The following is a 26,178-nucleotide window of genomic DNA, read 5'->3' as shown; positions in this document are numbered from 1 at the left end:
GGACGTTCGGCCTGCCACCGCGGCACAGCGCCGGATCGACGCGTTCCCAGCCCTTCCCGGTTGCCCCTGCCCCGGACGCCCGCTAACCGGGCGACTTGATGCAAGCCTCCGATCACAGCCCCGCCGCCCAGCTTCCGGGCGGCGCCGTTTTCCCGCACCGGCACCTGACCGGTATCGACGGCCTTCAGCCGCATGAGATCGCCTTTCTGCTCGACGAGGCGGAAACGTGGATCGCCGCAAACCGCAATCATGCGGCGCCCGACAAGCGCCTTGACGGCCTGACGCAGATCAACGCCTTCTTCGAAAACAGCACGCGCACGCTGCTGAGCTTCGAAATCGCGGGCAAGCGCCTGGGCGCTGATGTCGTCAACATGCATGCCGCGCAGTCGAGCGTGAAGAAGGGCGAAACGCTGATCGACACCGCGCAGACACTGAACGCGATGCGCGCCGACGTGATCGTCATCCGCCATATGGCGAGCGGCGCGGTGCGGCTGATCGCGGACAAGGTCGACTGCCCGGTGCTCAACGCCGGTGACGGTCGCCACGAACATCCGACGCAGGCGCTGCTCGACGCGCTGACCATCCGCCGCCGCCGTGGCAGCATCGCCGGCCAGCGCGTGGTGATCTGCGGCGACGTGCTGCACAGCCGCGTCGCGCGATCGAACATCCTCGCGCTCACCGCGCTGGCCGCAGAGGTCCGCGTCTGCGCCCCCTCGACGCTGATGCCCAAGGCGATCGAGCGGATGGGCGTCACGCCCTTCACCGATTTTGACAAGGCGCTGGTCGGTGCCGACGTCGTGATGATGCTGCGTGTGCAGAACGAGCGGATGGCGGGCGATTACATTCCGTCAAGCCGTGAATACCGGCTGCGCTACGGCCTGACGCCCGAGCGAATCGCTCGATTACCCGACGCGTTGGTCATGCACCCCGGCCCCATGAACCGCGGTGTCGAGATCGATTCCAGCGTCGCGGATGGGCCGCAATCGGCGATTACCGAACAGGTGGAAATGGGGGTGGCGGTACGCATGGCCTGCCTCGATGTGCTCACGCGACGCGCACGCAAGGTGGAGGGCTGGGCATGAGCGCGATCGCCTTCACCAACGCCCGCCTCGCCTGCCCCGCCGGCGGCGTCCGCGGCGGCAGCCTGCTGGTCCGCGACGGCGCGATCGTCGCCAGCGGCACGATCGAGCTGCCCGCTGATGCCACCATCGTCGATTGCGGCGGCAAGACGCTGAGCCCCGGCATCGTCGACCTCGGCGTATTCCGCATCGATCGCGCCGCCTTCCGGGCCGGCGGCATCGTCCGCGTCGCGTTGATGCCGGATGGCAATCCGGTGCTGGACGATCCCGGTATCGTCCAGCGCGCCGCGCTGATCGGTAAACCAGACCTGTGGATTCACCCCATCGCCGCGGCGACGCGCGGCCTGGCCGGGGCCGAGATGGCAGAAATGGCGATCTGCGCCTCCGCTGGCGCGCGCGCGGTCGGCACGGGGCGCGGCTGGATCGCCGATTCCGGTGTGATGCTGCGCGTCCTCGCCTACGCCCGTGACCTCGACATAGCCGTCGTCGCTCATGCCGAAGATGGCGCATTGACCGCGGGTGCCGTCGCGACCGATGGCGAGACCGCGACGCGGCACGGCCTGCCCGCCGCCCCCGCCATCGCCGAAGCCTTGGCCGTCGCGCGCGACCTGATGCTGGCGGAGGAAACCGGCGCCCGGCTGCACATCCGGCAGGCGACCACCGCTGCGTCCTTCGACCTGATCCGCGCCGCCAAGCGTCGCGGCGTACGCGTCACCTGCGGCATCACGCCCGCCCATCTCCATCTGTCGGATATCGCGATGAGCGATTTTCGCACCTACGCGCATGTCTCACCGCCGCTGCGCAGCGAGAGCGACCGGCAGGCCGCCCGCGCCGCGATCGCGGACGGGACGATCGATGTGCTGTGTTCCGGCCACGATCCACACGGACCGGAGGCGAAGCGCATGCCCTTCGTCGATTCGGCGGCCGGCATGGCGGGCGCGGAGACGCTGTTGCCGCTGGGGCTCATGCTGGTGCGTGACGGGCTGCTGCCGCTCGAACGGCTGCTGGCGATGCTGTCGGTCAACCCCGCGCGCGTGCTGGGACTGGAGACGGGCACGCTCGCCAGCGGGCAGCCGGCGGACCTGATGCTGTTCGATCCGGAAACGCCCTGGCAGGTCGATGGCACCGCCTTCGCCTCCGAAGGCAATACGCCCTTCGACGGTCTACCCGTACAGGGCCGGGTGCTGCGCGTTTGGAAGGGCGGGCGCGAGATCGCTTAGGCGACCCGCGCTCCCACCTTGCCCGTCAGCGCGACGCCAATTGTACGGGCGTCCGTAGCCATTGCGCGATGCGGTCGCCCGCCTCGCGCCGGACAAAGCATGCGCCGCCCTTGGCGCGATAGGCGCGGCACATCTGCACCGCCGTATCGCGGGTAAAGCCACCCACCGACAGACGGTACAGCGACCCCTGTTCGGCGGCGAAGCGCGCGCCCGTCGGCTGATGACCGGACAGCGAGGCGAAACGGCGGGTCGCATTGGTCCAGCCCGACCGGGCCACCGCCGGGTTGCTGAACGCACCCAATTGGACGAACCAGTCACCCGTCGGCGCGGCACGGGCGAACGGCGTCGCCGCAGGCACGTCCTGCACCACATGGCGCCGACCGCTCGCGGCAAGCGCCAGCTTGGCCGGCATGGCATCGGCGCGGATCAGCATCGTCGGCGATGGCTGCACCGCCTCGTGCTGCGGTGGGAGATCGACCTTCGCGAATTGGGCAGCCGGTGCGGGCGCCTCAGCCGCGACCGGAGCGGGCGTCTCGACCGCGGCAGTCTGCACCGGCGCATCCGGCATCGGTGTCACCGGCGTCGGCGCGTTGAGCGCCAGCGCCACCGGCCGGCCCGCATCGGCAACCGGCCGCACGCCGAGCAGGCTCGCGACCTGATCCGGCGCACCTTTCGGCTGGGTGAAGGCGGCCCATTGCTCCATCCGTGCGTCGAGATCGGCGGACGACATATCCGCCGCCGCGGCGATCCGCGCCATGTCCCAGCGCCCGGCGAGCGCATAGCTCAGCGCGAGGTTCTGGCGAATCTTCGCGGTCGCGCCCGGCGCGCGCGCCGCAGCATCGAGGATCGTGATCGCGCCCGCCGGATTGCCGGCCAGCGCAGTGGCAAGGCCAAGGTCGGCCGCGGGGATATCCTTGGCATGGGCGTCCAGCGTCGCGCGCGCCGCGGACCAGTCGCCTGTCGCGATCTGCGCGAGCGCGAGGTTCAGCGCGGCCTTGCCGTTGCTCGGCATCAGGTCGACGACATCGGCAAAGGTATCGCGCGCCGATGCGAAGCGCCCCGCCTGCAGATAGCCCTGGCCCAGCAGCATGCGATAGCCCGCGTCGCGCGGCGCGTGCGATACCGCGCTTTCGGCATAAGCCACCGCGGACGGGTCCCGCGTCGCCAGCGCGCGCGCGGCCTTTTCGGCGTCGCGGTGCGCCGCCTTGGCCGAACGTGCGGCAGCGCGGTCGCTCGCCTTGGCAAGGTGGTTGCCGGTCGCGGTACAGCCGACCATCGTGCCGCCGAGCACGAGCGCGGACAGGCCGAGCGACAGGATGAGACGCGGTGTCATCGGATAAACCCCCAGTGTTTCGCGACCCTGGTGCGGTGCGGCCGGGTCATGGCCGAGTCCTTGCGCGCGATAATTGCGCGACGAGCGTATCGACCTCGGGCACCGCGACGAGCAGCGCGTCGAGGGCGTCGGTCAGTAGGTCTTGTGCGGATCGATCGGTGATGGCGCTGGCCAACCGCAGCCGCAGATGCCGATCGGCATCGATGCGCAGCGCCAAGGCCGTCTGGCCCTCGGTCTGCGTCTCGCGGCGGATGCGATGTGCCGCGGCCAGGGAGACCTCGGCCACGGCAGCGGGTTTGCCGATGCGCGCTTCCAGCAGGTCGCGCTGCACCAATACCGGCGGCACGCCCTCTCCCGCCCCCATGTCGTTCCAGCCGAGATCGTCGCTCTGGCTGGGAGGAAAGCTCATCAGCGCGCCACTGCGCATCGCCGGCCGCGCCTGTCCCTTGCGGGCGAGCAGGCCGGACGACAAGGCTGCCATAGGCTTGGGCGAAGCGGTCACGCGATCAGCCCCCGATCACCCGGCGACCGAAGCCACCGCCTGCCGGACGCGCGCCGAAACCGGCATGGCCCGACGCATTCGGCACGCTGAACACGGTCCGGCGGAAATTCTTTTCGAGGCGATCGGCGACAAACGTCCACAATTCCGCGATCTCTTCGGCCGATCGTCCGTCCGGGTAGACCTCCATCACGGTTCGGCCATCGATCATCGATGCCGCGAAATCGGTGCGCTGGTGAATGGTGGTGGGGGCGACCGTGCCGTGCTGCGACAGCGCGATCGCGGCTTCGCTGGTGATGCGGGCATGCGGCGTCGCGCCGTTGATGACGAACACCACCGGCTTGCCCGCCCGCTCGCACAGGTCGACGGTCGCACCCACCGCGCGCAGATCGTGCGGGCTGGGCCGGGTCGGCACGACCACGAGTTCGACCACGGAGATGACGCTCTGGATCGCCATGGTGATCGCAGGCGGCGTATCGATTACCGCCAGCTTGAAACCCTGCTGCCGCAAGACCTCCAGATCCGCCTGCAACCGCGCGACCGTGGTCTGCGCGAAGGCGGGAAAGTCGGCGGTCCGCTCGTTCCACCATTCGGACAGGCTGCCCTGCGGGTCGATGTCGATCAGCACGACGGGGCCGTTGCCGGCCATCTGCGCCTGCACGGCGAGATGCCCCGACAAGGTCGTCTTGCCCGACCCACCCTTTTGCGATGCCACCGCGAGGACGCGCATAGCTTCCCTTCGAACCGTCCAAATCTGTCGCGATACCTGTCAGATCGAGGCTAAGAACCCGTTAATGGGACAGTGTGCGGCGATGCCGCTTTGCCTTGCGCGGTCTGGCGGGGCATGGTGGCGGCAACACGGGATCGAAAAGGGCAGCGGAATGCGGAACTTCGGTGGACTCGCGCGCGCGGCGCTGGCGGCGGGCATGGCGCTCGCCACGCCGGCGGGAGCGCAGAGCGTCAAGGCGGGCGTCGACGCTTGGGGTCGCGGCGACTATGATGGCGCGGTCGCACAATGGCGCGGGCCGGCGGTGGCGGGCGACGCCGATGCGCAGTTCAACCTCGGCCAGGCGTATAAGCTTGGGCGCGGGGTGCCGGTCGATCCGGCACTTGCGGAAAGCTGGTTCCGCAAGGCGGCGCTCCAAGGTCACTATCAGGCACAGGACAATTACGGGCTCGCGCTGTTCCAGTCGGGCCGCAAGGCCGAGGCTGCGCCGTGGCTGGAAAAGTCGGTCGCCCGCGGCGAGCCGCGCGGGCAGCTGGTGCTCGGCACGATGCTGTTCAACGGCGACGGCGTGCCGCGCGACTATCCGCGAGCTTATGCGCTGATGACGCTGGCTTCGCAGGCGGGGCTCAAGGCCGCGTCCGAAACGCTCGCGCAGATGGACCAGTACATCACTCCGGCCGATCGCGAGCGCGGCACGGCGCTGGCCCAGCGTTATCGCGACGAGCTTCGCAGTGCGCCGCCTGCCGCCCAGCGCAACACCGCCGTGGCGACGACCAGCGTCCCGCCCTCCCGCACCGTCGAAGCGCCCCGTCCCGCGAAGACGCCGCCGCGCAAGCCGGAGGACGTCATCCCGCCGCACCAGCGCTCGCCCGATCGCCCGGTCAATGATCGGATCGCGCCGCATGAGCCGATCCGCAAAGCGCCGGCCGCCGCCGCTGCCCCCGCCGCCATGGGCGGATCGTGGAAGATCCAGCTCGGCGCGTTCAGCACACAGGCGAATGCCAGCACGCAATGGGCGCGCGTCCGCGGCAAGCTGGGTGGCGCGCAGCCCGTCTACGCTAAGGCGGGCAACGTGATCCGGCTGCAGGCCAGCGGCTTCGCCAACAAGGCGGCGGCGCAGAAGGCCTGCGCGGCATCGGGTCTGTCCTGCGTGGTGGTGGCGCCCTAACGTCGGCGAGGTTCAGAGCCCCCCCCCTCCCCACCCCGTCACCCCGGACTGGTTCCGGGGTCCACTCCGCGGCGAGGGGGCGACCTGAGCCTCCAGCGACATCCCGCGTCTACGTAGGTCGCAATACCTCCACAGTGACGGGGAGGTTTGGCGCGGCTCCAGCCGCTTACGCTACCCAATCCTGTCGCACATACCCCTGCGCGTACAGCAGCGCCGTCAGATCCCCGTGATCCACACGTGCCGCCGCGGCGGCAGCGACGATCGGCTTGGCATGATAGGCCACGCCCAGCCCCGCCGCGCCGATCATCGCAAGATCGTTTGCACCGTCCCCCACCGCCAGGCTCAGCGCGGGATCGATTCCACGCTCCGCAATCGCGGCACGCAGCGTCTCCTCCTTGGTCGCCGACCCCACGATCGGCTTGGCGACCTTGCCCGTCAGCCTGCCGTCTTCGATGAGCAGGACATTGGCGATCGCCCGGTCGAAACCGATCTCCGCCGCCACCGGCTCGGCGAACCGCGTGAAGCCGCCCGACACCAGTACCGCATGCCCGCCATGCGCGCGCATCGTCCGCACCAGCGCCTTGGCACCCGGCATGATCGTCACCCGCTCGGCCAGACACTGCGCGATTACGTCTTCGCTGAGCCCTTCGAGCAGCGCAACACGGGCGTCCAGCGCGCCTTCGAAATCAAGCTCCCCGCGCATCGCCGCCTCGGTGACGGCAGACACCTCCGCCTTGATCCCGGCATAGTCTGCGAGTTCATCGATACATTCGACGGTGATCATCGTCGAATCCATGTCGGCAACGAGCAGCGCTTTCCGCCGCGACGCGGTCGGCTGAACGATAACGTCGGTGGCGGCGAACGCGCCCTCCAGCGCCCCGCGCCCCGCCGCCGCGTCGCGAGCAAACAGGACATCCGCCGCGACGCTCTCGTCCAGCCACACCGCCGCGTCGGGCGCGCATCCCGCATTCGCCAGCCGGTCGACCGCGGCCGACAGGTCGCCTCGCGTCAGCGCTTCGCCTATGAGCGTCGCCGTGAACATGTCCGTCTCCCACCCCAAACCGAGCGTCGCGCTCATCGCAGGGCCGACCGCCAGCGGCAAGTCCGCTGCGGCGATCCGGATCGCCGAACGCCACGACGGCGTCGTCATCAATGCCGACGCGAGCCAGGTCTACGCCGATCTCCGCATCCTCACCGCCCGCCCCGATGTCGACGAGGAGGCGCGAGCGCCCCACCGGTTGTTCGGCCATGTCGACGGCGCCGATGCGACCTATTCCGCCGCGCGTTGGGCCGAAGAGGCGCGCGCAGCGATCGACGCAGTCCATGCCGAAGGCCGCCTGCCCATCCTGGTCGGCGGCACCGGCCTTTACATGCGCACGTTGCTCGACGGCATCGCGCCCGTACCCCCGATCAACCCCGCCATCCGCGCCGAAGTCCGCGGGCTGCCGGTGGCCGAGGCGCATCGTCTCCTCGCTCAGGAAGACCCCGCCGCCGCCGCCCGCCTCGCCCCCGCCGACACCACGCGCGTGGCGCGCGCGCTGGAAGTGGTGCGCGCAACCGGCCGGCCGCTCGTGCACTGGCAGGCGCAACGGGTCGGCGGCATCGGCCACCGCATCCGGCTCGCCGCTGCGGTCCTGCTCCCCGACCGTTCGGCGCTGTTCCACCGGATAGACACCCGCTGCGAGGCGATGTTCGCAAATGGCGCGATCAAGGAAGTGGCCACGCTGCTCGCCCGCCACGACCTGCCCGCCGACGCGCCGATCCGTCGGGCGATCGGCGTGCCGCCGATCGGCGAATACCTGCGCGACGCGATCACGCGCGACGCCGCACTGGCGCAGGTCCAACTCGACACGCGACGCTACGCGAAACGGCAATATACCTGGTTTCGCCATCAACCGCCCAAAGATTGGCACGTTGCGACAGATTCGAATGAAATAGATGTCGCCATAGCAAGTTTATTATAGAAAAGGGTTGACCCTCCCGGTTCGCCCGGCTACCCGCGCCGCACCAAACGCAATTCTGGTGGAGACGAACCGTGGGCGAAAAGAGCGGAGCAGACATCCTGGTCGAGGCGCTGTGCGATCTCGGCGTGGAGGTCGTGTTCGGCTACCCCGGCGGGGCAGTCTTGCCGATCTATGATGCGATGTTCCGGGCGAACGCCAACGGCACGCGCATCAAGCACATCCTTGTCCGCCACGAACAGGCGGCGACCCATGCGGCGGAGGGCTATGCGCGGTCGACCGGCAAGCCCGGCGTCGTCCTCGTCACCTCCGGCCCCGGCGCCACCAATGCCGTCACCGGCATCACCGATGCGCTGCTCGATTCGATCCCGATGGTCGTCATCACCGGCCAGGTCCCAACGGGGCTGATCGGCACCGACGCCTTCCAGGAAGCCGACACAGTCGGCATCACGCGTCACTGCACCAAGCATAATTATCTGGTGAAGGACCCGGCGAAGCTGGGGCCGACGATCCACGAGGCGTTCCATATCGCGACCAGCGGTCGCCCCGGCCCCGTCGTCGTCGACATTCCCAAGGACGTCCAGGTCGCGACCGCGCGCTATACCAAGCCCGGCCCGATCCAGCACAAAACGTATCGCCCGCGCGTCAAGGCGCCGCAAAGCGAGATCGAGCAGGTCGTCGACATGCTCGCCGCCGCCGAGCGCCCGATCCTCTACACCGGCGGCGGCGTCATCAATTCGGGTCCGGCGGCGTCGCAGCTGCTGATCGAGCTCGCCCGTATCTCGGGCGCGCCGGTCACCTCGACGCTGATGGGCCTCGGCGCCTTCCCCGCCTCGTCGCAACAGTTCCTCGGCATGCTCGGCATGCACGGGACGTATGAGGCGAATATGGCGATGAACCAGGCCGATCTGGTCATCGCGATCGGCAGCCGCTTCGACGATCGCGTCACCGGGCGACTGGACGCGTTCAGCCCGAACAGCCGCAAGGTCCATATCGACATCGACCGGTCCAGCGTGAACAAGAACGTCCGCGTCGACCTCGCCGTCATCGCCGATGCAGGCCACGCGATGGAGGACATGGTCCGCATCTGGAAGGCGCGCCAGCATCCCAAGCCCGACACCACCGACTGGTGGCGCCGCATCGCCGGTTGGCGCGCGGTCGGCTGCCTCGACTTCCCCGAAACCGCCAGCGACATCATGCCGCAGCGCGCGATCCGGGCGTTGTGGGAGGCGACGCACGCCCGCAATCCGATCATCACGACCGAGGTTGGCCAGCATCAGATGTGGGCGGCGCAGCATTTCGGTTTCGAAAAGCCGAACAAGTGGCTGACCAGCGGCGGTCTCGGCACGATGGGCTACGGCCTGCCCGCCGCAATCGGCGCGCAGCTCGGCAATCCCAATGCCTTGGTCATCGACATTGCCGGCGAAGCCAGCATCCAGATGAACATCCAGGAACTGGCGACGGCGACGCAATATCGCCTGCCGGTCAAGATCTTCATCCTCAACAACGAATATATGGGCATGGTCCGCCAGTGGCAGGAACTGACCTATGAGAGCCGCTATGCCGAAAGCTATTCGGACAGCCTGCCCGACTTCGTGAAGCTGGGTGAGGCATACGGCTGGAAGGGCATATTGATCGACAGTCGCGATCAGCTGGAGGACGGCATCCAGGCGATGCTCGACCACGACGGCCCGGTGATCGTCGACTGCCGCGTCGCGAAGCTCGCCAATTGCTTCCCGATGATCCCCAGCGGCGCCGCGCACACCGACATGATCCTGCAGGCCAATGAGGTCAGCGGCACGATGGACGACGAGGCGAAAGCGCTGGTGTGACCTGACCGTCACCCCAGCGAAGGCTGGGGTCCCGACCCGCAAGAGCGCGTTTACATAACAGGGAGACCTCAGCCTTCGCTGGGGTGACGATCCGGATGCACATCAAGACCGAAGCCACCGAACGCCACACTTTGGCGGTCATCGTCGATAACGAACCCGGCATTCTTGCCCGGATCGCCGGCCTGTTCACCGCACGCGGCTATAATATCGAAAGCCTGACGGTCAGCGAGATCACCGCCGACAAGACCGTCAGCCGCATCACCATCGTCACCAGCGCCTCGCCGGCGACGATGGAACAGATCATCGCCCAGCTCGACCGACTGGTGCCCGTCCACAAGGTGACCGACCTGACCGCGCAGGGCGCGCATGTCGAACGCGAACTCGCGCTCGTGAAGGTCGCCGGTACCGGCGATCACCGGATCGAGGCGCTGCGCCTCGCCGACGTCTACCGCGCCCGCGTGGTGGATGCGACGACGACCAGCTTCGTGTTCGAGGTGACGGGATCGATCGAAAAGATCGACAAGTTCGTCGAACTGATGGGCGAAGTCGGCCTGATCGAGGTCGCCCGCACCGGCATCGTCGCCATCGCCCGCGGCAAAGAGGCGGCCTGACCCACCACACCCACTCCACACAACCATCGTCACCCCAGCGAAGGCTGGGGTCTCCGGGTAAGAGCGCACTGCCCCTGCCCCACGAGATGCCAGCCTGCGCTGGCATGACGGACATTACGAAAGGGATATTGCCATGAAGGTCTATTACGATCGCGACGCCGATCTGAACCTCATCACCGACAAGAAGATCGCCATCGTCGGCTACGGGTCACAAGGCCACGCCCACGCGCAGAACCTGCGCGACAGCGGCGTCAAGGACGTGGCGATCGCGCTGCGCGAAGGCTCGGCGACCGCCAAGAAGGCGATCGACGCCGGCTTCAAGGTGCTGTCGAACAAGGAAGCGGCGCAGTGGGCCGACATCGTCATGATCCTGGCGCCCGACGAGCATCAGGCGGCGATCTGGGACGCGGACCTCAAGGGCAATATGAAGCCCGGTGCGGCGCTCGCCTTCGCGCACGGCCTCAACGTGCATTTCGGCCTGATCGAGCCGCCCGCGGACATCGACGTCATCATGATCGCGCCCAAGGGCCCGGGCCACACGGTGCGCAGCGAATACGTCCGCGGCGGCGGCGTTCCCTGCCTGATCGCGATCCATCAGGACGCCAGCGGCAACGCGCATGACGTCGCGCTCGCCTATGCGTCGGGCGTCGGCGGCGGCCGGTCTGGCATCATCGAAACCAACTTCCGCGAGGAATGCGAAACCGACCTGTTCGGCGAGCAGGCCGTGCTGTGCGGCGGCATCACCCACCTGATCCAGGCGGGTTTCGAAACGCTGACCGAGGCGGGCTACGCCCCTGAAATGGCCTATTTCGAATGCCTCCACGAAACCAAGCTGATCGTCGACCTGCTGTATGAAGGCGGCATCGCCAACATGCGCTATTCGATCAGCAACACCGCCGAATATGGCGACATCGTCACCGGCCCGCGGATCATCACCGAGGAAACGAAGAAGGAAATGAAGCGCGTGCTCGCCGACATCCAGTCGGGCCGCTTCGTCAAGAACTTCGTCCTCGACAACCGCGCCGGTCAGCCCGAGCTGAAGGCCAGCCGCAAGCAGGCCGCCGCGCATCCGATCGAAAAGGTCGGCACCGAATTGCGCGCCATGATGCCCTGGATCGGCGCCAACAAGCTGGTCGACAAGGCGAAGAACTAAGCGGTTCGCGGGCTCCTTCCCTCTCCTATTGGGAGAGGGAAGAGACGCCTAGGGCAGCGACGGGGTCAGGGTGGGCACGGAACGCTCGCCAAGACGCGCCCTCCACCGATTCGTTCTTGAAATGTTCCGGATTGTATGGTAGTGTGACGGCCCATTGGCCGATCGTCGCGCGAAACCATGCACTGCTTTCAAGCGCGCTATCACTGCCTTCGAAAAATACCCTCCTCGGCGTGACTTTTGTGACCTTTCGTACACGTCGAAAGCAACCAACCGTTTCCGAACCGGCACTTTTCCCCTGCGCAGCGTTGTGGTCAAACGCGAAACGATTGTTCCCAGGGAGACCCACCACATGCGCCTGATTCTCGCCGCCGTCCTGGCCGCTGCCGCCGTGCCCGCCATCGCACAGGCCCCCGCCGGCCTGCCCGGCTCGGCCAATGCCGCCGCCGTGACCGCCGGCACCTATGCCGTCGACCCCGCGCACACGCAGGTGACGTGGACGCTCAACCACATGGGCTTCAGCATGCTGTCCGGCCAGTTCGGCGCGGAAGGCGGCTCGCTGACCATCGATCCGAAGCGCCCCGCCGCGACGAAGCTCGACGTCACGTTCGCGATCAACAAGCTGTCCACCACGTCGGAGCAGTTCAAGCATCATCTGGAATCGAAGGACTTCTTCGACGCCGCCACCTATCCGACCGCACGCTTCGTCTCGACCTCGGTCGTCGCCAACGGCAATCGCGCCAAGATCACCGGTAATCTGACGATCAAGAACGTCACCAAGCCGGTGACGATCGACGCGACCTTCGTCGGTGCGGGCACCAACCCGATGAGCAAGAAGCTGAACTTCGGCTTCCGCGGCACCGCGATGATCAAGCGCAGCGACTTCGGCCTCGGCTATGCCCTGCCCGTCGTCGCCGACGACGTGAAGCTCGACATCAACGCGGCCTTCTCCGCGCAATAAAGCACGTGTGCGTGCGGGACAGCCTGAAACTTTTCCGCACGCACCGCCCGTTTGGCGGGTGGACAAAGCCGCCGCGCTCCGTCATGACGCAGCCGTGATGATGAGCGCCGCCACCATTCTGCGACTTACCCGCCCTTAGGGGCGGCCACTGCTCATGCACGCTCCCCTAAGGGCCGGATAACGCTTCAGCGCCACCTTGCCGCGCGCGTGCCGCGGCCGACGACGGGACTCCCCATGCTTCGCGATCCTTCGACCAAATATCGCCCCTTCCCCACCATCGACCTCCCCGACCGGCAATGGCCGTCGCGGGTGATCACCCAGGCGCCACGCTGGCTGTCGACCGACCTGCGCGACGGCAATCAGGCGCTGATCGACCCGATGGACGCCGAAAAGAAGACGCGCTTCTTCGACCTGTTGGTGAAGGTGGGTCTCAAGGAGATCGAGGTCGGCTTCCCGTCCGCCGGCGCGACCGAGTTCGACTTCATCAGCGGTCTGGTAAAGAACGATCGCATCCCCGACGACGTGTTCGTGCAGGTGCTCACGCAGTCGCGCCGCGACCTGATCGAAACGAGCTTCGCGTCGTTGGACGGCGCCAAACAGGCGATCGTCCACCTTTACAATGCCGTCTCGCCGGCTTGGCGCAAGATCGTGTTCGGCATGACCCGCGACGAGGTGAAGCGGATCGCAATCGAGGGCGCGAAGGTACTGCGCGACGAGGCCGCCAAGCGCCCGGACACCGACTGGCGTTTCGAATACAGCCCCGAAACCTTCTCGACCGCCGAACTCGATTTCTCGGTCGAGGTCTGCGCGGCGGTGATGGACGTTCTGCAACCCACCGCCGACAAGCCGATCATCTTCAACCTGCCCGCGACGGTCGAGTGCGCGACGCCCAACGTCTATGCCGACCAGATCGAATGGTTCGGCCGCAACATTCCGAACCGCGAGGCGGTGGTAATCTCGCTCCACACCCACAACGATCGCGGCACCGGCGTCGCCGCGGCGGAGCTGGGGCTGATGGCCGGCGCCGATCGCGTCGAAGGCTGTTTGCTCGGCAATGGCGAGCGCACCGGCAATTGCGATCTCGTGACCGTCGCGCTCAATATGTACACGCAAGGCGTCGACCCGCGGCTCGACCTGTCGGACATCGATGCCATCGTGAAGACGGTGGAATATGCGACGCGCATTCCCGTCCATCCCCGCACCCCCTATGCTGGCGAGCTGGTGTTCACCGCCTTTTCGGGCAGCCATCAGGACGCGATCAAGAAGGGGTTTGCGGCCCGCGAACAACAGAATGATGAGGCGTGGGAAGTCCCCTATCTGCCCATCGACCCCGCCGATCTCGGCCGCAGCTACGAAGCGGTGATCCGCGTCAATTCGCAGTCGGGCAAGGGCGGCGTCGCCTGGGTGATCGAACAGGACAAGGGGCTGAAGCTGCCCAAGCGCCTCCAGGCCGATTTCAGCCGCCATGTGCAGGCGCTGGCCGACGAAACCAGCCGCGAACTCGGCGCCGCCGACATCTGGGGGCGGTTCGAGGCGACCTACCTGCCCCGCGAGGGCGATCGGTTCGTGCTGCGCGATTACGAGGAGCGCGGCACCGCCGGGGATCGGCTGTTCGTCGGTCGTGTCGCAGTGGACGGCGAGGAGCGCTCGATCTCTGGTCGCGGCAACGGCTTGATTTCGGGCGTCATTGCAGCGCTCAGCGAAACGACCGGGCCGGACCTCGACGTGGTCGACTATAGCGAACACGCCATCGGCCATGGCGCCGATGCGCAGGCCGCGGCCTATGTCGAATGCCGCACGGCCGATGGCCGCACCGTGTTCGGCGTCGGCCTCGATACCGACATCGCCACCGCCTCGGTCCGCGCGGTGCTCAGCGCCGCCAACCGCGCCTGAAACCCCAGGAGGCGCCCCCCCGGGGTGGCGCCTCAGACGGTGAAGCTCTCGCCGCAGCCGCAGGCGCCCTTGGCATTGGGGTTGTTGAAGACGAAGCCCGCGGTGAAATCGTCCTCCACCCAGTCCATCGTCGATCCAACGAGATACAGGATCGACCCGCCGTCGACGAACAGGGTGCCGCCGGGCGTCTCGATCCGCTCGTCGAACGGCTTGGCTTCAGTGACATAATCGACCGAATAGGCGAGGCCCGAGCAGCCGCGGCGCGGGGTCGACAGCTTGACGCCGATCGCGCCGTCGGGCGCGCGCGCCATCAGGTCGGCGATGCGCGCATCCGCCGATGCGGTGAGGATCAGCGGCGCAGGGCGCTGACGAAGCGTGGTGGCCATCACAGCATCCCCAATTCGAGTTTAGCCTCGTCGGACATCTTCTGCGGGTCCCAGGGCGGATCCCAGACGAGGTTGACGTCGGCGAAGGCGATGCCCGGCACCGCGGCGACGCGCATCTCCACCTCGGCCGGCATCGATTCCGCCACCGGGCAGTGCGGCGTGGTGAGCGTCATCGTTACCACCGCCTGCCCCTCGGCCGTCACCTCGACGCCGTAGATCAGGCCTAAATCATAGATATTGACCGGGATTTCGGGGTCGTAGATTTCCTTGAGCGCGTCGATCACGCCTTCGTACAGCGCGCCGCCGGGCTCGCCGGGCGCATCGCCCTGCGGCTGCTGCTGGAGGAAGCCCGACAGATAGTCGCGCTGGCGCGGCTCGGCCGCATCCTCGACGCGCCGTCCAACAGCGTCTTCGACGCGGGCGCGCGGCGGCGTTTCGACTGCGTCCACCTCTTCGATACGGATCGTATCGCTCATCCGAAAATCCCTACCCAAAAATCCGAGTTACTCGCTCGACGCCCTTCACCAGCGCCTCGATATCCTGCGGGCCGTTATAGACCGCGAAGCTCGCGCGCGCGGTCGCGTCGACGCCCAGCGCTTCCATCAGCGGCTGCGCACAATGGTGGCCGGCGCGGATCGCCACGCGACCTTCGTCCAAGATGGTGCCGACGTCGTGCGGATGCACCCCCTCGACCGCAAAACTGACGATGCCGGCGCTGTCCTCCGGCCCGAATAGGCGAACCGAGTTGAGCGACGACAGCGCGGCACGGGCATCGCGGACGAGCGCGGCTTCGTGGGCGTGGATCGACGCGAGGCCGATGCCTTCGACGTAATCGATCGCGGCAGCGAGGCCGAGCGCGCCGACGATATGCGGGGTCCCCGCCTCGAACCGGCCCGGCGGGGGCGCATAGGTCGTCTTGGCGAAGGTGACGCGATCGATCATCGATCCGCCCCCCTGATACGGCGGCATCGCGGCGAGCAAATCGCCCCTGCCCCAAAGCACGCCGATACCGGTCGGGCCGTAGAGCTTGTGGCCGGAGAAGACGTAGAAATCGCAGCCGATCGCAGCGACATCGACCGCGACGCGCGGCACCGCCTGACAGCCGTCGAGCAGGATCTTTGCGCCGACAGCATGCGCGAGATCGGTCGCGCGCTTCGCGTCGAGAACCGAGCCGAGCACGTTCGAGACATGGGCCAGCGCGACCAGCTTGTGCTGCGGCGTCAGCATGCGCTCCATCGCGTCGAGGTCGATGCGATGGCCGTCCGTCAGCGGCACGACATCGATCGCGGCGCCGACCCGTTCGGCAACCATCTGCCACGGCACGATATTGCTGTGATGCTCCAGCATCGACAGCAGGATACGGTCGCCGGCCTTCAGCTGCGTCGCCGCCCAGCATTGCGCGACGAGATTGATCCCCTCGGTCGCGCCGCGGGTGAAGACGATCTCATCCGGGGAGCCTGCGCCGATGAAGCGCGCCACCGTTTGCCGAGCGGCCTCATAGGCGAGCGTCATGTCGGCGGAACGCTGGTACACGCCGCGGTGGACGGTCGCGTAGGTTTCGCCATAGGCGCGTGCGATCGCGTCGAGCACGGGTTGCGGCTTCTGCGCGGTGGCAGCGGTGTCGAGATACGCCCAGCCGGCAGGGATCGCGGGAAAGTCGGCGAGCCGATCGAGGGGGGCTTCGGTGGCGGTCATGCGACGGCTCCGCGGCCGCGGAAGTGGACGAAGTGGAGGGTATGTAAGCCTCCAAAACTCCTCCCCGGCACGGGGAGGTGGCACCGCGCAGCGGTGACGGAGGGGCAGCCAAGCAAGGCTACCGCTTGGAGCTGCCCCTCCACCATGCTGCGCATGGTCCCCCTCCCCGTTCCGGGGAGGATTTGGAGGGACGCCATCACAACGCGCGCTCCAGCCACGCATCGGCGTCGGCGGCGAACACCTCGCGCACCGCTTCATCCGCGATCCGGTCGAGCGCATCCGCGACGAACGCCCGCGTCAGCAGCGCCTTCGCGCGCGGCGCGGGGATACCGCGGCTCTGCATGTAGAAGAGCGCCCGCGCGTCGAGTTCACCCACCGTCGCGCCGTGGGCGCATTTCACGTCGTCGGCGAAGATTTCGAGTTCGGGCTTGAGGTTCACCGTCGCGGTGCGCTGGAGCAGCAGGCCACGCAGCGACTGTTCGCCGTCGGTCTTCTGCGCGTCGCGCGCGACCTCGACCGCGGCGGCGAGGCTGACGGTCGAGCGATCGGCGGCGACCGCGCGCCAGAGCTGGTGGCTCTGGCCGTTGGGGTGCGCGTGGCGGACGCGGACCGCGCATTCCTGCCGCTGGTCGTCGCGGGTCAGCAGCGCGCCGCCGAGTTCGGCATAGGCGCCGTCGCCGTTCAGCGTCAGCGCGGCGTCGAGGCGCGTGCCGGCGGCGGTGGCACCGAGCGCGACGCTGACGAAGCGGGCGGCTTCGGCGATGACCACTTCGTCCCGGGTCGAGACGAAGCCGGCGTCCTGTACGATCCGCACCGCACGCATGACACGGGCGCCCTTGCCGAGGTGGAAGCGGGTCAGCGTGTTGGTCCAGCCGGCGCCGGTATAGGTCTCGACCAAAGTGAGGACGGCGTCCTCGCCGAGGGTGATGGTCAGCGGAGTATGGCTGTCCTCGCCGGCATTGACGCGCGCGATCTCGATCGTTGTGATGCTGCCGGGCGCGAGCGTGATCGCGTGCCCCTTCCCTGCCGCGTGGCGGGCGAGCGGGTGGTCGCTGGCGAGCGTCGTCGGGGCGATCGTGAGGGTGGCGGGCTGGTCGGTGAGTTGGCCGTCCGCGAACACCAGCCGAATGGCGTCGGCCAGGATCGCTTGCGGAATCGTTGCCGTCGTTGCCGCCAGCGCGCGCGCGGCTGTGAGCGCGGGCATGTCGGCCCAACGGAACGCCTCGTCGCGGGTGGTGGGCAGGTCGAGGACGTCGGTCATGCAGCTGTGCTCAGATGATGTTCACGCGAAGACGCGAAGACGCGAAGAGAAGTAGAACCGTCGGCCGCGCTCGCCCCCAAATCCTCCCCGGCACGGGGAGGGGGACCGCCGGCGCAGCCGGTGGTGGAGGGGCAGCCAAGCAGAGCCGCCGCTTGGGGCTGCCCCTCCACCATGCTCCGCATGGTCCCCCTCCCCGTGCTGGGGAGGATTTGCAGGATGCTCACGCGACCACCCCCGCATAGCCTTCGCGTTCCAGTTCGCGCGCGAGATCAGCGCCGCCGGAGCGGACGATGCGGCCGTCGGCGAGCACGTGGACGTGGTCGGGCTGCACGTAATCGAGCAGGCGCTGGTAATGGGTGATCAGCAGCACCGCCTTGTCGGCTTTGCGCATGATGCGGTTGATGCCGTCGCCGACGATGCGCAGCGCATCGATGTCGAGGCCGGAGTCGGTTTCGTCGAGGATCGCGAACTTGGGATCGACGATGCCCATCTGGACCATCTCGTTGCGCTTCTTCTCGCCGCCCGAAAAGCCGACGTTGACCGGGCGCTTGAGCATCTCGGCGTCCATCTCGAGGCTCGCGGCCTGGGCACGGGCGAGCTTCAGAAATTCGGCACCCGACAGCGGCTTTTCGTCGCGCGTCGCGCGCTGGGCGTTGAGCGCCTCGCGCAGGAACTGGACGTTGCTGACACCGGGGATTTCGACCGGATATTGGAAGCCAAGGAACACGCCGGCGGCGGCGCGCTCGTTGGGTTCGAGCTCGAGAAGGTCGATCCATTCATCGTCACCCCGGACTTGATCCGGGGTCCCGCTGTCCTCGCCGCCGTCCGCAGAAGCGGGACCTTGGCTCAAGGCCGGGGTGACGGCGGTGGGGCGGAACAGGATCGAGCCTTCGGTCACCTCATAGCCGGGACGGCCGCCGAGGACGTAGCCGAGCGTCGACTTGCCCGCGCCGTTCGGACCCATGATCGCATGAATCTCGCCCGCGTTGACGGTGAGGCTGAGGCCCTTGAGGATCGGCTTGCCGTCGATCTCGGCGTGGAGGTTTTCGATTTTCAGCATCAGCGGGAACGCTTCTTCTTTGAAAGATGGATAACGAAAAATAGCAGTGAGACGACAATTGCCATCGTACTTGCCAAGCTAGTCGCGATGACCAGCGCCAAACTCGACCAGCCGACGATCGTCATTTGTAGAGTCCGACGTCGCTCAACATCCCACCGTCACCCCGGACTTGTTCCGGGGTCCACTCCTCCACTCGGGGAGGCTGCCCGTGTTGCACGGTGGATGCCGGAACAAGTCCGGCATGACGAGGGGATTGGGTCATCCGACGGAGCCTTCCAGCGAAATCCCCAACAGCTTTTGCGCCTCGACGGCGAATTCCATCGGCAGCTGTTGCAGCACTTCGCGGGCGAAGCCGTTGACGATCAACGCGACGGCGGCTTCCTGATCGAGGCCGCGGCTCATTGCGTAGAACAATTGATCCTCGCTGATCTTCGACGTGGTCGCCTCATGCTCGATCTGCGCGCTGGGGTTCTTGACCTCGATGTACGGCACGGTGTGCGCGCCGCACTGGTCGCCCAGAAGCAGGCTGTCGCACTGGGTGAAGTTGCGGACGTTCTCCGCGGTCGGGGCGACGCGCACCAGACCGCGGTAGGTGTTGTCGGAGCGGCCGGCGCTGATCCCCTTGGACACGATGGTCGACTTGGTGTTCTTGCCGAGGTGGATCATCTTGGTGCCGGTGTCGGCCTGCTGCCGGTTGTTGGTCACCGCGACCGAGTAGAATTCGCCGACCGAACCGTCGCCCGCGAGCACGCAGCTTGGGTACTTCCAAGTGATCGCACTGCCGGTTTCGACCTGCGTCCACGACACCTTGCTGTTCTTGCCCTGGCAGAGCGCGCGCTTGGTGACGAAATTGTAGATGCCGCCGAGGCCGTTCTCGTCGCCCGGATACCAGTTCTGGACGGTCGAATATTTGATCTCGGCATCGTCCATCGCGACGAGTTCGACGACCGCGGCGTGCAGCTGGTTCTCGTCGCGCATCGGCGCGGTGCAGCCTTCGAGGTACGAGACGTACGAGCCCTTATCGGCGACGATCAGCGTGCGTTCGAACTGGCCGGTGTTTTCGGCGTTGATGCGGAAATAGGTCGACAGCTCCATCGGGCAGCGCACGCCCTCCGGAATGTAGACGAAGGTGCCGTCGCTGAAGACCGCGCTGTTGAGCGTCGCAAAGTAATTGTCGCGCTGCGGCACGACCTTGCCGAGCCACTTCTTCACCAGATCGGGATATTCGCGGATCGCTTCGCTGATCGAGCGGAAGATGACGCCCGCTGCTTCCAGTTCCTTGCGGAACGTCGTCGCCACCGACACGCTGTCGAACACCGCGTCCACCGCGACGCGGCGCTTGGGCTCGCTGCCATCCTCGACGCCGGCGAGCATCTTCTGCTCTTCCAGTGGAATGCCGAGCTTTTCGTAGACGCGCAGGATTTCGGGATCGACCTCGTCCAGCGAGCCGAGCTTCGGCTTCGCCTTGGGTTCGGCGTAATAGTACGCATCCTGGTAATCGATCGGCGGCACGTTGAGCTTGGCCCAGTCCGGCGCCTCCAGCGTCTGCCACAGGCGGAACGCCTTCAGGCGCCAGTCGAGCATCCATTCGGGCTCGTCCTTCTTGGCGCTGATGTAGCGGACGGTGTCTTCGCTCAGCCCCTTGGGCGCGAAGTCCTGTTCGATGTCGGAGGTGAAGCCCCATTCGTAGGTCTTCGAGACGGCCGCATAGGCTTCGGCGTTCTTGGTGGCCATGGGTTACACCTGTACAGGAATGCGGGGCGCGGCGGCGGCGGCCGGCGCGCGGGAGAGATGGGCAAGGCTGACACCGGCGAGCGCGTCGCGGACGGCTTCGTTGACGATGCCCCAATGCGGGCGAACCTGGCACGCGCCCTCGATGGCGCAATCGTGGCGACTGCCCTCGATGCAGGAGGTCAGCTGGATGGGGCCCTCGACCGCCTCAACGATGTCGGCAAGGCTGATCGCCGAGGGCGGACGCGACAGGCGAAAGCCGCCGCCGGTGCCGCGCGCGCTCTCGATCAGGCCGGCGGACGACAGGCGGCTGACGAGCTTCTGCGCGGTGGGCAGCGGCACGCCGGTTTCCTCAGCGAGCAGCGTCGCGTTCAGCCGACCCGCGGCACCGCAATGGCGCGCGGCAGCGGACATCATCACGACCGCATAATCGGCGAGGCTGGAAAGGCGCATGGCTCCGAACTGCTTGTTGCGCGCCGGTTGTTGAGAACGGCTCGCAAATCGGATCAATGCGATCCGATTGCCAGATAGGGGTTTGTGTGGCGGGGTCAAGCGGGGGTGTGGCGTTTGAGGCGATGTGATGCGGAAGGGGCGCGGACTTCGTGCAGGGCGCCCTCTCCTCGTCATTCCAGCGTAGGCGAGAATCCAGACGCGCAGGGCTTCTATGGTGCCGCACCGGTAGAGGTTATGGATTCCCGCCTTCGCGGGAATGACGGATGGGGTGTGGGCAGAGCGCCCTCCCCATTCGTCATCCCGGCGCACGCCGGAATCCGTGGATGCGGGACGGCGGTCGGACAGGATTCGCTGAGCACATCGTGACCATGGATCCCGGCGTTCGCCGGGATGACGAAGACGCTTTTGACCTTCGCCCTCCCCGATGCGATGAGCCCGGCCATGTATCAGACCCTGCGCCCGCTTCTCTTCACACTCGACGCCGAACGGGCGCATGGGTTGACGCTCAAAGCGCTGGCGGTGCGCGGAAAACTGCCCGTCGCGGCTCACACTTCAAACCCGCGACTCGCGACGCAGATCGCCAACTTGCACTTTCCCAATCCGCTCGGCGTCGCCGCGGGTCTCGACAAGGATGGGGTCGCGGTCGACGGGCTGTTCGCGATGGGCTTCGGCGCGGTCGAGATGGGGACGCTGACGCCGCTGCCGCAGGCGGGCAACCCCAAGCCGCGGCTGTTTCGGCTGGTCGCGGATCGCGCCGTCATCAACCGGATGGGGTTCAACAATGGCGGCCTGGAAGCGGGCCTCGCCAATGCGCGCGCCGCCAAGCGGCACGGCGGGCGGCTGGGCATCAACGTCGGCGCCAACAAGGACGCGACCGATCGCGTCGCCGATTACGTCACCGGCGTCACGGCGGCGGCCCCCCTCGCCGATTATGTTACGATCAACATCTCGTCGCCCAACACGCCGGGCCTGCGCGACCTGCAACATGGCGCGGCGCTCGACGAACTGCTCGCCGCTTGTACCGAAGCGCGGGGCGGCACGCCGCTGTTCCTGAAGATCGCTCCCGATCTCGATGCGGCGGCGATCGACGGCATCGTCCGTGCGGCGATCGAACGGCGGATCGATGCGATTATCATGGGCAACACCACGGTATCGCGCCCGTCGCTGCGCAGCCCGCAGGCCGGCGAGACGGGCGGCCTGTCGGGCGCGCCCCTGGCCGCGCTCGCCCGCCAGCGGCTGGCCGATGTGCGGTCCGCCAGCGGCGGCGGCATCGCGCTGATCGCGGCGGGGGGCGTCGACAGCGGCGCGGAGGCCTATGCGCGTATCCGGGCAGGCGCATCGCTCGTGCAGCTCTATTCGGCACTGGTCTTCGAAGGACCCGGCCTCGCCCGGCGCATCCTGACCGATCTCGACACATGCCTCGCCCGCGACGGCTTCGCCTGCGTGACGGATGCCGTAGGGGCGTAACGGCTTGCCCTAACGCGGCGAGGCGTTAGGTTTCGCCGCGATGACAAGACTTGCCCTGACGCTCGCCGTCCTATCGCTGCCGCTGCCCGCCCTCGCGGCACCGGCGAAGACCCCGGTCGGACCCAGGGCGCCCGGCCTGACGGCACCCGGGCCGAACGTGCCCGGCATGGTCAGCGCCGCCGATCCGCGCGCGGCGGCGGCGGGCGTCGAGATGCTGAAGGCCGGCGGCAGCGCCACCGATGCGGCGATCGCGACGATGCTGGCGCTGAACGTCGTCGAGCCGCAAAGCTCCGGCCTGGGCGGTGGCAGCTTCTGGGTGCGTCACGCCGCCCGCACCGGCCAGATCGACACGATCGACGCGCGCGAAACCGCACCGCACGCCGCCACCCCACGCTGGTTCTACACCGCCGACGGCAAGCCCCTGTCGCATGCCGATGCTGTCCCCGGCGGCCGCAGCGTCGGCGTGCCGGGTGCGCTGCGCGGCATGGCGCTGGCGCATCGCAACGGCGGCAAACTGCCCTGGGCGCGCCTGTTCGCGCCCGCGATCCGGCTGGCCAAGCAGGGCTTCCAGCCCTCGCCGCGCTTCAACAATGCGGTTCGTTCGTACGGCGGCGACCTGACGCCGCAGGGCAGCGCTACCTTCACCCCCGGCGCCGACGGCCTGATCCGCAATCCGGCGCAGGCGGCACTGCTCGAACGGATCGCGACGCTCGGCCCCGACAGCTTCTACGTCGGCCCGCAGGCGCAGAAGCTCGTCGCGACGGTCAACGGCGCCGCACGCAACCCGTCGCAGATGACCACCGGCGACATCGCCAGCTATGAGGCGAAGCCGCGCCCGAACCTGTGCGTGCCCTATCGCACGTACAAGATCTGCGGCATGGGCCCGCCCTCGTCCGGCGGCGTCACCGTGCTGATGATCCTGAAGCAGCTTGAACGGTTCGACATGGGCAAGCTGGGTCCGGCCAGCCCGGTTGCCTGGCACCTGTTCGCCGAAAGCTCGCGCCTCGCCTATGCCGATCGCAACATGTACGTCGGCGATCCCGATTTCGTGCGTGTGCCGATCAAAGGCATGCTCGACCCCGCCTATATCGCGCAGCGGTCTGTGCTGATCTCGCCCGGTACGACGATGGCGACGGTCAGCGCCGGTACGCCGCCGGGCGCGCCGCCGCGCACCGCCGCGCCGGTCAGCGAGGTGGCCGGCACCACCGACCTCGCGGTCGCCGATCGCGACGGCAACGTCGTCGAGGTGACGACCACGATCGAGGGGCCGTTCGGATCGGGGCTGATGATCGACGGCACGATGCTCAACAACGAACTGACCGATTTCGATATCGTGCCCGTCGACGCAGGCTATCTGGTCGCCAACCGGGTCGAGGGCGGCAAGCGGCCGCGCAGCTCGATGGCGCCGACGATCGTCTATGACGCGCAGGGCAAGGTGCGCCTCGCGCTCGGTGCGGCGGGCGGATCGACGATCATCGCGCAGATCGCCAAGGCGCTGATCGGCGTGCTCGACTGGAATCTGTCGGCGGAAGACGCAATCCGCCTCGGCCTCGTCTACGCGCCCGGCCCGGTCGCGACGCTGGAAAAAGGCACGCCCGCCGAAGCGCTCCAGCCGGCGCTCGCCAAGCTCGGCGAACGGACGCAGATCGCCCCGCTGGGCCTCAAGGCCAATGCGATCGAATGGAAGGGCAACCGCTGGGTCGGTGCCGCCGATCCGCGCAGCGAGGGCGCCGCGATCGACGAGACGGGCCGCGTCACCAAACCGCTGCCCATGGCCCCCGTCGCCAACCGCCCCTCGGAATAAAAAGCGCGTCACGGACGTTACGGCAGGCGCGGGATCCACACGCGCCGCCGGCATGCAGGAGAGAGCCATGCGCACCCTCGAACACTTCCCCAACCTCGTCACCATGTTCTTCACGCGCGCGGCGGAAAAGTGTGACGCCCCCTTCCTGTGGGCGAAGCGCGACGGCCAATGGGTCGCCACGAGCTGGGCGGAAGCGGCGCGGCAGGTGTCGAGCCTTGCCGCGGGCCTGAAGGCGATCGGCATGAAGCGCGGCGACCGGGTGATGCTGGTCGCCGAAAACCGGCCGGAATGGTGCATCAGCGACCTCGCCATCATGGCGGCGGGCTGCGTCACCGTGCCGACCTACACGACGAATACCGAGCGCGACCATGCGCACATCATCGAAAATTCGGGTGCCTGCGCGATCATCGTATCGACCGAAAAGCTCGCCAAGACGCTGATGCCCGCGGTGCTGCGATCGAACCAGGGGCAGACGGTGATCGGCATCGACCCGATGCGCGCGCCCTCCACCAGCATCGATTTCCACGACTGGCACCGGCTGATCGCGGATCATCCCGCCGATCCCGTGCGCGTCGCAGCAGAGGCGGATTTCCAGCGCAACGACCTGGCCTGCATCATCTACACCAGCGGCACCGGCGGCGCGCCGCGCGGCGTGATGCAGCACCATGGCGCGCTGCTGCACAACGTGAACGGTTGCGCGGCGCTGATCTCCGAGGATTTCGGCTGGGACGACGAGGTGTTCCTGTCGTTCCTGCCGCTCTCCCACGCCTATGAGCACACCGGCGGGCAGCATTTCCCGATCGGGCTTGGCGGCCAGATCTATTATGCCGAGGGCCTCGACAAGCTCGCCGCCAATATCGAGGAGGTCCGCCCGACGATCATGTTTGTCGTGCCGCGACTGTTCGAAGTGCTGCGCACCCGGATCAGCAAGGCGATCGAGAAGAAGGGCGGAATGTCCGCCTGGCTGCTCGACAAGGCGCTGGAGATCGGCGCGAAGCAGAGTGCGGGGCGGCTCTCGCTCACCGACCGGCCGACCAAGCTGCTGGTCGATACGCTGTTCAAGCCGAAGATCGCCAAGCGCTTCGGCGGGCGGATGAAGGCGATGGTCTCGGGCGGCGCGCCGCTGACACCGGAGGTCGGGCTGTTCTTCCAGAGCCTCGGCCTCACCTTCCTGCAAGGCTATGGACAGACCGAGGCGGCGCCGGTGATCTCATGCAACCGGCCGCGCGCTGGCGTGAAGGTCGACACGGTCGGCCCGCCGCTCGACGCGACCGAGGTGGTGATCGCGCCCGACGGCGAAATCCTGGTCCGCGGCGAGCTGGTGATGCACGGCTATTGGCGCAACGAGGCGGAGACCGCGCGCGTGCTGCGCGACGGCTGGCTGCACACCGGCGACATCGGCGAGATCGACGCGGCGGGCCGGATCAAGATCACCGACCGCAAGAAAGACCTGATCATCAACGACAAGGGCGAGAATGTCGCGCCGCAAAAGGTCGAGGGCATGCTGACGCTGCAGCCCGAGATCGTCCAGGCGATGATCGCTGGCGATCGCCGGCCCTATATGGTCGCGGTGATCGTGCCCGACCCAGAATGGACGCAGGAATGGTGCGCGGCGAACGGCACCGCGTGCAAGGCGGCGCGTCTTGCGGAGAATAGCGAATATCGCACCGCGATCGGCCATGCCGTGGAACGCGTGAACAAGGACCTGTCCGTCACCGAACGCATCCGCCGCTTCATCCTGGCGGACGAACCCTTCGCGATCGAAAACGAACAGCTGACGCCGAGCCTGAAGATCCGCCGCCACGTGATCCGCGGCGTATACGGCGAGCGACTGGATGGGTTGTACAAGGGGTGATGCGTTTGGGGGGCGGCGCGGCGCTCCCCCTT

At 67.5% G+C, this 26,178-nt stretch carries 23 protein-coding genes; 12 read left to right on the top strand and 11 right to left on the bottom strand.

Going from position 1 to position 26,178, the window contains the following annotated elements:
- Positions 1 to 98: 98 nt before the first annotated feature.
- Both ACGVWT_RS11780 and ACGVWT_RS11775 read left to right on the top strand, forming a co-directional pair.
- Positions 99 to 1,082: an aspartate carbamoyltransferase catalytic subunit gene (locus tag ACGVWT_RS11780; RefSeq protein WP_063689960.1), complete on the top strand. Its 984-nt coding sequence runs from the start codon at positions 99 to 101 to the stop codon at positions 1,080 to 1,082.
- Complete coding sequence (locus tag ACGVWT_RS11775) at positions 1,079 to 2,299, top strand: dihydroorotase (RefSeq protein WP_315462033.1); 1,221 nt, start codon at positions 1,079 to 1,081, stop codon at positions 2,297 to 2,299. Before ACGVWT_RS11780 ends, ACGVWT_RS11775 begins: the two co-directional genes overlap by 4 nt.
- Before the next feature lie 25 nt (positions 2,300 to 2,324).
- Here the strand turns inward: ACGVWT_RS11775 and ACGVWT_RS11770 are convergent, their stop codons facing one another.
- From ACGVWT_RS11770 to ACGVWT_RS11760, 3 genes are read right to left on the bottom strand one after another with little or no spacing between them, the layout of a single operon-like run.
- On the bottom strand, positions 2,325 to 3,632 hold the full coding sequence (locus ACGVWT_RS11770; protein WP_315462032.1) for a tetratricopeptide repeat protein: 1,308 nt from the start codon (positions 3,630 to 3,632) through the stop codon (positions 2,325 to 2,327).
- 46 nt (positions 3,633 to 3,678) lie between these two features.
- Positions 3,679 to 4,113, bottom strand: coding sequence for a hypothetical protein (locus tag ACGVWT_RS11765; RefSeq protein ID WP_315462123.1), 435 nt, complete (start codon positions 4,111 to 4,113; stop codon positions 3,679 to 3,681).
- 25 nt (positions 4,114 to 4,138) lie between these two features.
- Positions 4,139 to 4,861, bottom strand: a complete 723-nt coding sequence (locus ACGVWT_RS11760; protein ID WP_315462031.1) for a ParA family protein — start codon at positions 4,859 to 4,861, stop codon at positions 4,139 to 4,141.
- 151 nt (positions 4,862 to 5,012) lie between these two features.
- On the opposite strand from ACGVWT_RS11760, the gene ACGVWT_RS11755 reads away from it, so the two are divergent.
- A complete protein-coding gene (locus tag ACGVWT_RS11755; RefSeq protein WP_315462030.1) occupies positions 5,013 to 6,026 on the top strand; it encodes an SPOR domain-containing protein in 1,014 nt (337 codons plus the stop codon).
- Positions 6,027 to 6,192: 166 nt separating this feature from the next.
- On the opposite strand, the gene serB is transcribed toward ACGVWT_RS11755, so the two are convergent.
- Entirely contained in the window at positions 6,193 to 7,068 is an 876-nt protein-coding gene (gene serB / locus ACGVWT_RS11750; protein ID WP_315462029.1) for a phosphoserine phosphatase SerB, read from the bottom strand.
- Between serB and miaA the strand changes: the two genes are divergently transcribed.
- From miaA to leuA, 6 genes are all read left to right on the top strand, one after another.
- A complete protein-coding gene (gene miaA, locus ACGVWT_RS11745) occupies positions 7,067 to 7,990 on the top strand; it encodes a tRNA (adenosine(37)-N6)-dimethylallyltransferase MiaA (RefSeq protein ID WP_315462122.1) in 924 nt (307 codons plus the stop codon). The genes serB and miaA overlap by 2 nt on opposite strands.
- A gap of 71 nt (positions 7,991 to 8,061) precedes the next feature.
- A complete protein-coding gene (ilvB, locus tag ACGVWT_RS11740; RefSeq protein WP_116460875.1) occupies positions 8,062 to 9,819 on the top strand; it encodes a biosynthetic-type acetolactate synthase large subunit in 1,758 nt (585 codons plus the stop codon).
- Positions 9,820 to 9,914: 95 nt separating this feature from the next.
- Positions 9,915 to 10,430, top strand: a complete 516-nt coding sequence (gene ilvN, locus ACGVWT_RS11735) for an acetolactate synthase small subunit (protein WP_315462028.1) — start codon at positions 9,915 to 9,917, stop codon at positions 10,428 to 10,430.
- A 133-nt stretch (positions 10,431 to 10,563) separates the two neighbouring features.
- Positions 10,564 to 11,583: a ketol-acid reductoisomerase gene (ilvC, locus tag ACGVWT_RS11730; protein ID WP_116460874.1), complete on the top strand. Its 1,020-nt coding sequence runs from the start codon at positions 10,564 to 10,566 to the stop codon at positions 11,581 to 11,583.
- Between the two features lie 349 nt (positions 11,584 to 11,932).
- Positions 11,933 to 12,541: a YceI family protein gene (locus ACGVWT_RS11725; protein ID WP_315462027.1), complete on the top strand. Its 609-nt coding sequence runs from the start codon at positions 11,933 to 11,935 to the stop codon at positions 12,539 to 12,541.
- A gap of 234 nt (positions 12,542 to 12,775) precedes the next feature.
- Positions 12,776 to 14,434 (top strand): 2-isopropylmalate synthase, encoded by a 1,659-nt coding sequence (gene leuA / locus ACGVWT_RS11720; protein WP_315462026.1) that lies wholly within the window; start codon positions 12,776 to 12,778, stop codon positions 14,432 to 14,434.
- Positions 14,435 to 14,466: 32 nt separating this feature from the next.
- Here leuA and ACGVWT_RS11715 read toward each other — a convergent pair whose 3' ends face one another.
- The 7 genes from ACGVWT_RS11715 to ACGVWT_RS11685 all read right to left on the bottom strand — a co-directional run bounded on the left by ACGVWT_RS11715 (position 14,467) and on the right by ACGVWT_RS11685 (position 21,020).
- Positions 14,467 to 14,820: an iron-sulfur cluster assembly accessory protein gene (locus tag ACGVWT_RS11715; protein WP_116460871.1), complete on the bottom strand. Its 354-nt coding sequence runs from the start codon at positions 14,818 to 14,820 to the stop codon at positions 14,467 to 14,469.
- Positions 14,820 to 15,296 (bottom strand): SUF system Fe-S cluster assembly protein, encoded by a 477-nt coding sequence (locus tag ACGVWT_RS11710; protein WP_315462025.1) that lies wholly within the window; start codon positions 15,294 to 15,296, stop codon positions 14,820 to 14,822. Before ACGVWT_RS11710 ends, ACGVWT_RS11715 begins: the two co-directional genes overlap by 1 nt.
- A 10-nt stretch (positions 15,297 to 15,306) precedes the next feature.
- Entirely contained in the window at positions 15,307 to 16,515 is a 1,209-nt protein-coding gene (locus ACGVWT_RS11705; RefSeq protein WP_315462024.1) for a cysteine desulfurase, read from the bottom strand.
- Positions 16,516 to 16,711: 196 nt separating this feature from the next.
- On the bottom strand, positions 16,712 to 17,776 hold the full coding sequence (locus ACGVWT_RS11700) for a SufD family Fe-S cluster assembly protein (protein ID WP_315462023.1): 1,065 nt from the start codon (positions 17,774 to 17,776) through the stop codon (positions 16,712 to 16,714).
- Positions 17,777 to 17,996: 220 nt separating this feature from the next.
- Positions 17,997 to 18,836 (bottom strand): ABC transporter ATP-binding protein, encoded by an 840-nt coding sequence (gene sufC / locus ACGVWT_RS11695; protein WP_394426471.1) that lies wholly within the window; start codon positions 18,834 to 18,836, stop codon positions 17,997 to 17,999.
- A 258-nt stretch (positions 18,837 to 19,094) separates the two neighbouring features.
- The gene (gene sufB / locus ACGVWT_RS11690; protein ID WP_315462021.1) at positions 19,095 to 20,570 is read right to left on the bottom strand and encodes a Fe-S cluster assembly protein SufB; all 1,476 of its coding nucleotides are present in this window, start codon (positions 20,568 to 20,570) and stop codon (positions 19,095 to 19,097) included.
- A gap of 3 nt (positions 20,571 to 20,573) precedes the next feature.
- The gene (locus ACGVWT_RS11685) at positions 20,574 to 21,020 is read right to left on the bottom strand and encodes an SUF system Fe-S cluster assembly regulator (RefSeq protein WP_315462020.1); all 447 of its coding nucleotides are present in this window, start codon (positions 21,018 to 21,020) and stop codon (positions 20,574 to 20,576) included.
- A gap of 390 nt (positions 21,021 to 21,410) precedes the next feature.
- Between ACGVWT_RS11685 and ACGVWT_RS11680 the strand changes: the two genes are divergently transcribed.
- The 3 genes from ACGVWT_RS11680 (at position 21,411) to ACGVWT_RS11670 (ending at position 26,146) form a co-directional block, all read left to right on the top strand.
- Positions 21,411 to 22,487, top strand: coding sequence for a quinone-dependent dihydroorotate dehydrogenase (locus ACGVWT_RS11680; protein ID WP_315462019.1), 1,077 nt, complete (start codon positions 21,411 to 21,413; stop codon positions 22,485 to 22,487).
- A gap of 40 nt (positions 22,488 to 22,527) precedes the next feature.
- Positions 22,528 to 24,291, top strand: coding sequence for a gamma-glutamyltransferase (gene ggt / locus ACGVWT_RS11675; protein WP_394426466.1), 1,764 nt, complete (start codon positions 22,528 to 22,530; stop codon positions 24,289 to 24,291).
- Between the two features lie 67 nt (positions 24,292 to 24,358).
- Positions 24,359 to 26,146, top strand: coding sequence for a long-chain fatty acid--CoA ligase (locus tag ACGVWT_RS11670; RefSeq protein WP_315462018.1), 1,788 nt, complete (start codon positions 24,359 to 24,361; stop codon positions 26,144 to 26,146).
- The last annotated feature ends 32 nt before the right edge of the window (positions 26,147 to 26,178 follow it).

This window comes from Sphingomonas sp. S6 (assembly GCF_043498045.1).
Classification (GTDB): Bacteria; Pseudomonadota; Alphaproteobacteria; order Sphingomonadales; family Sphingomonadaceae; genus Sphingomonas.
This window is presented reverse-complemented; position numbering and strand designations above follow the sequence as displayed.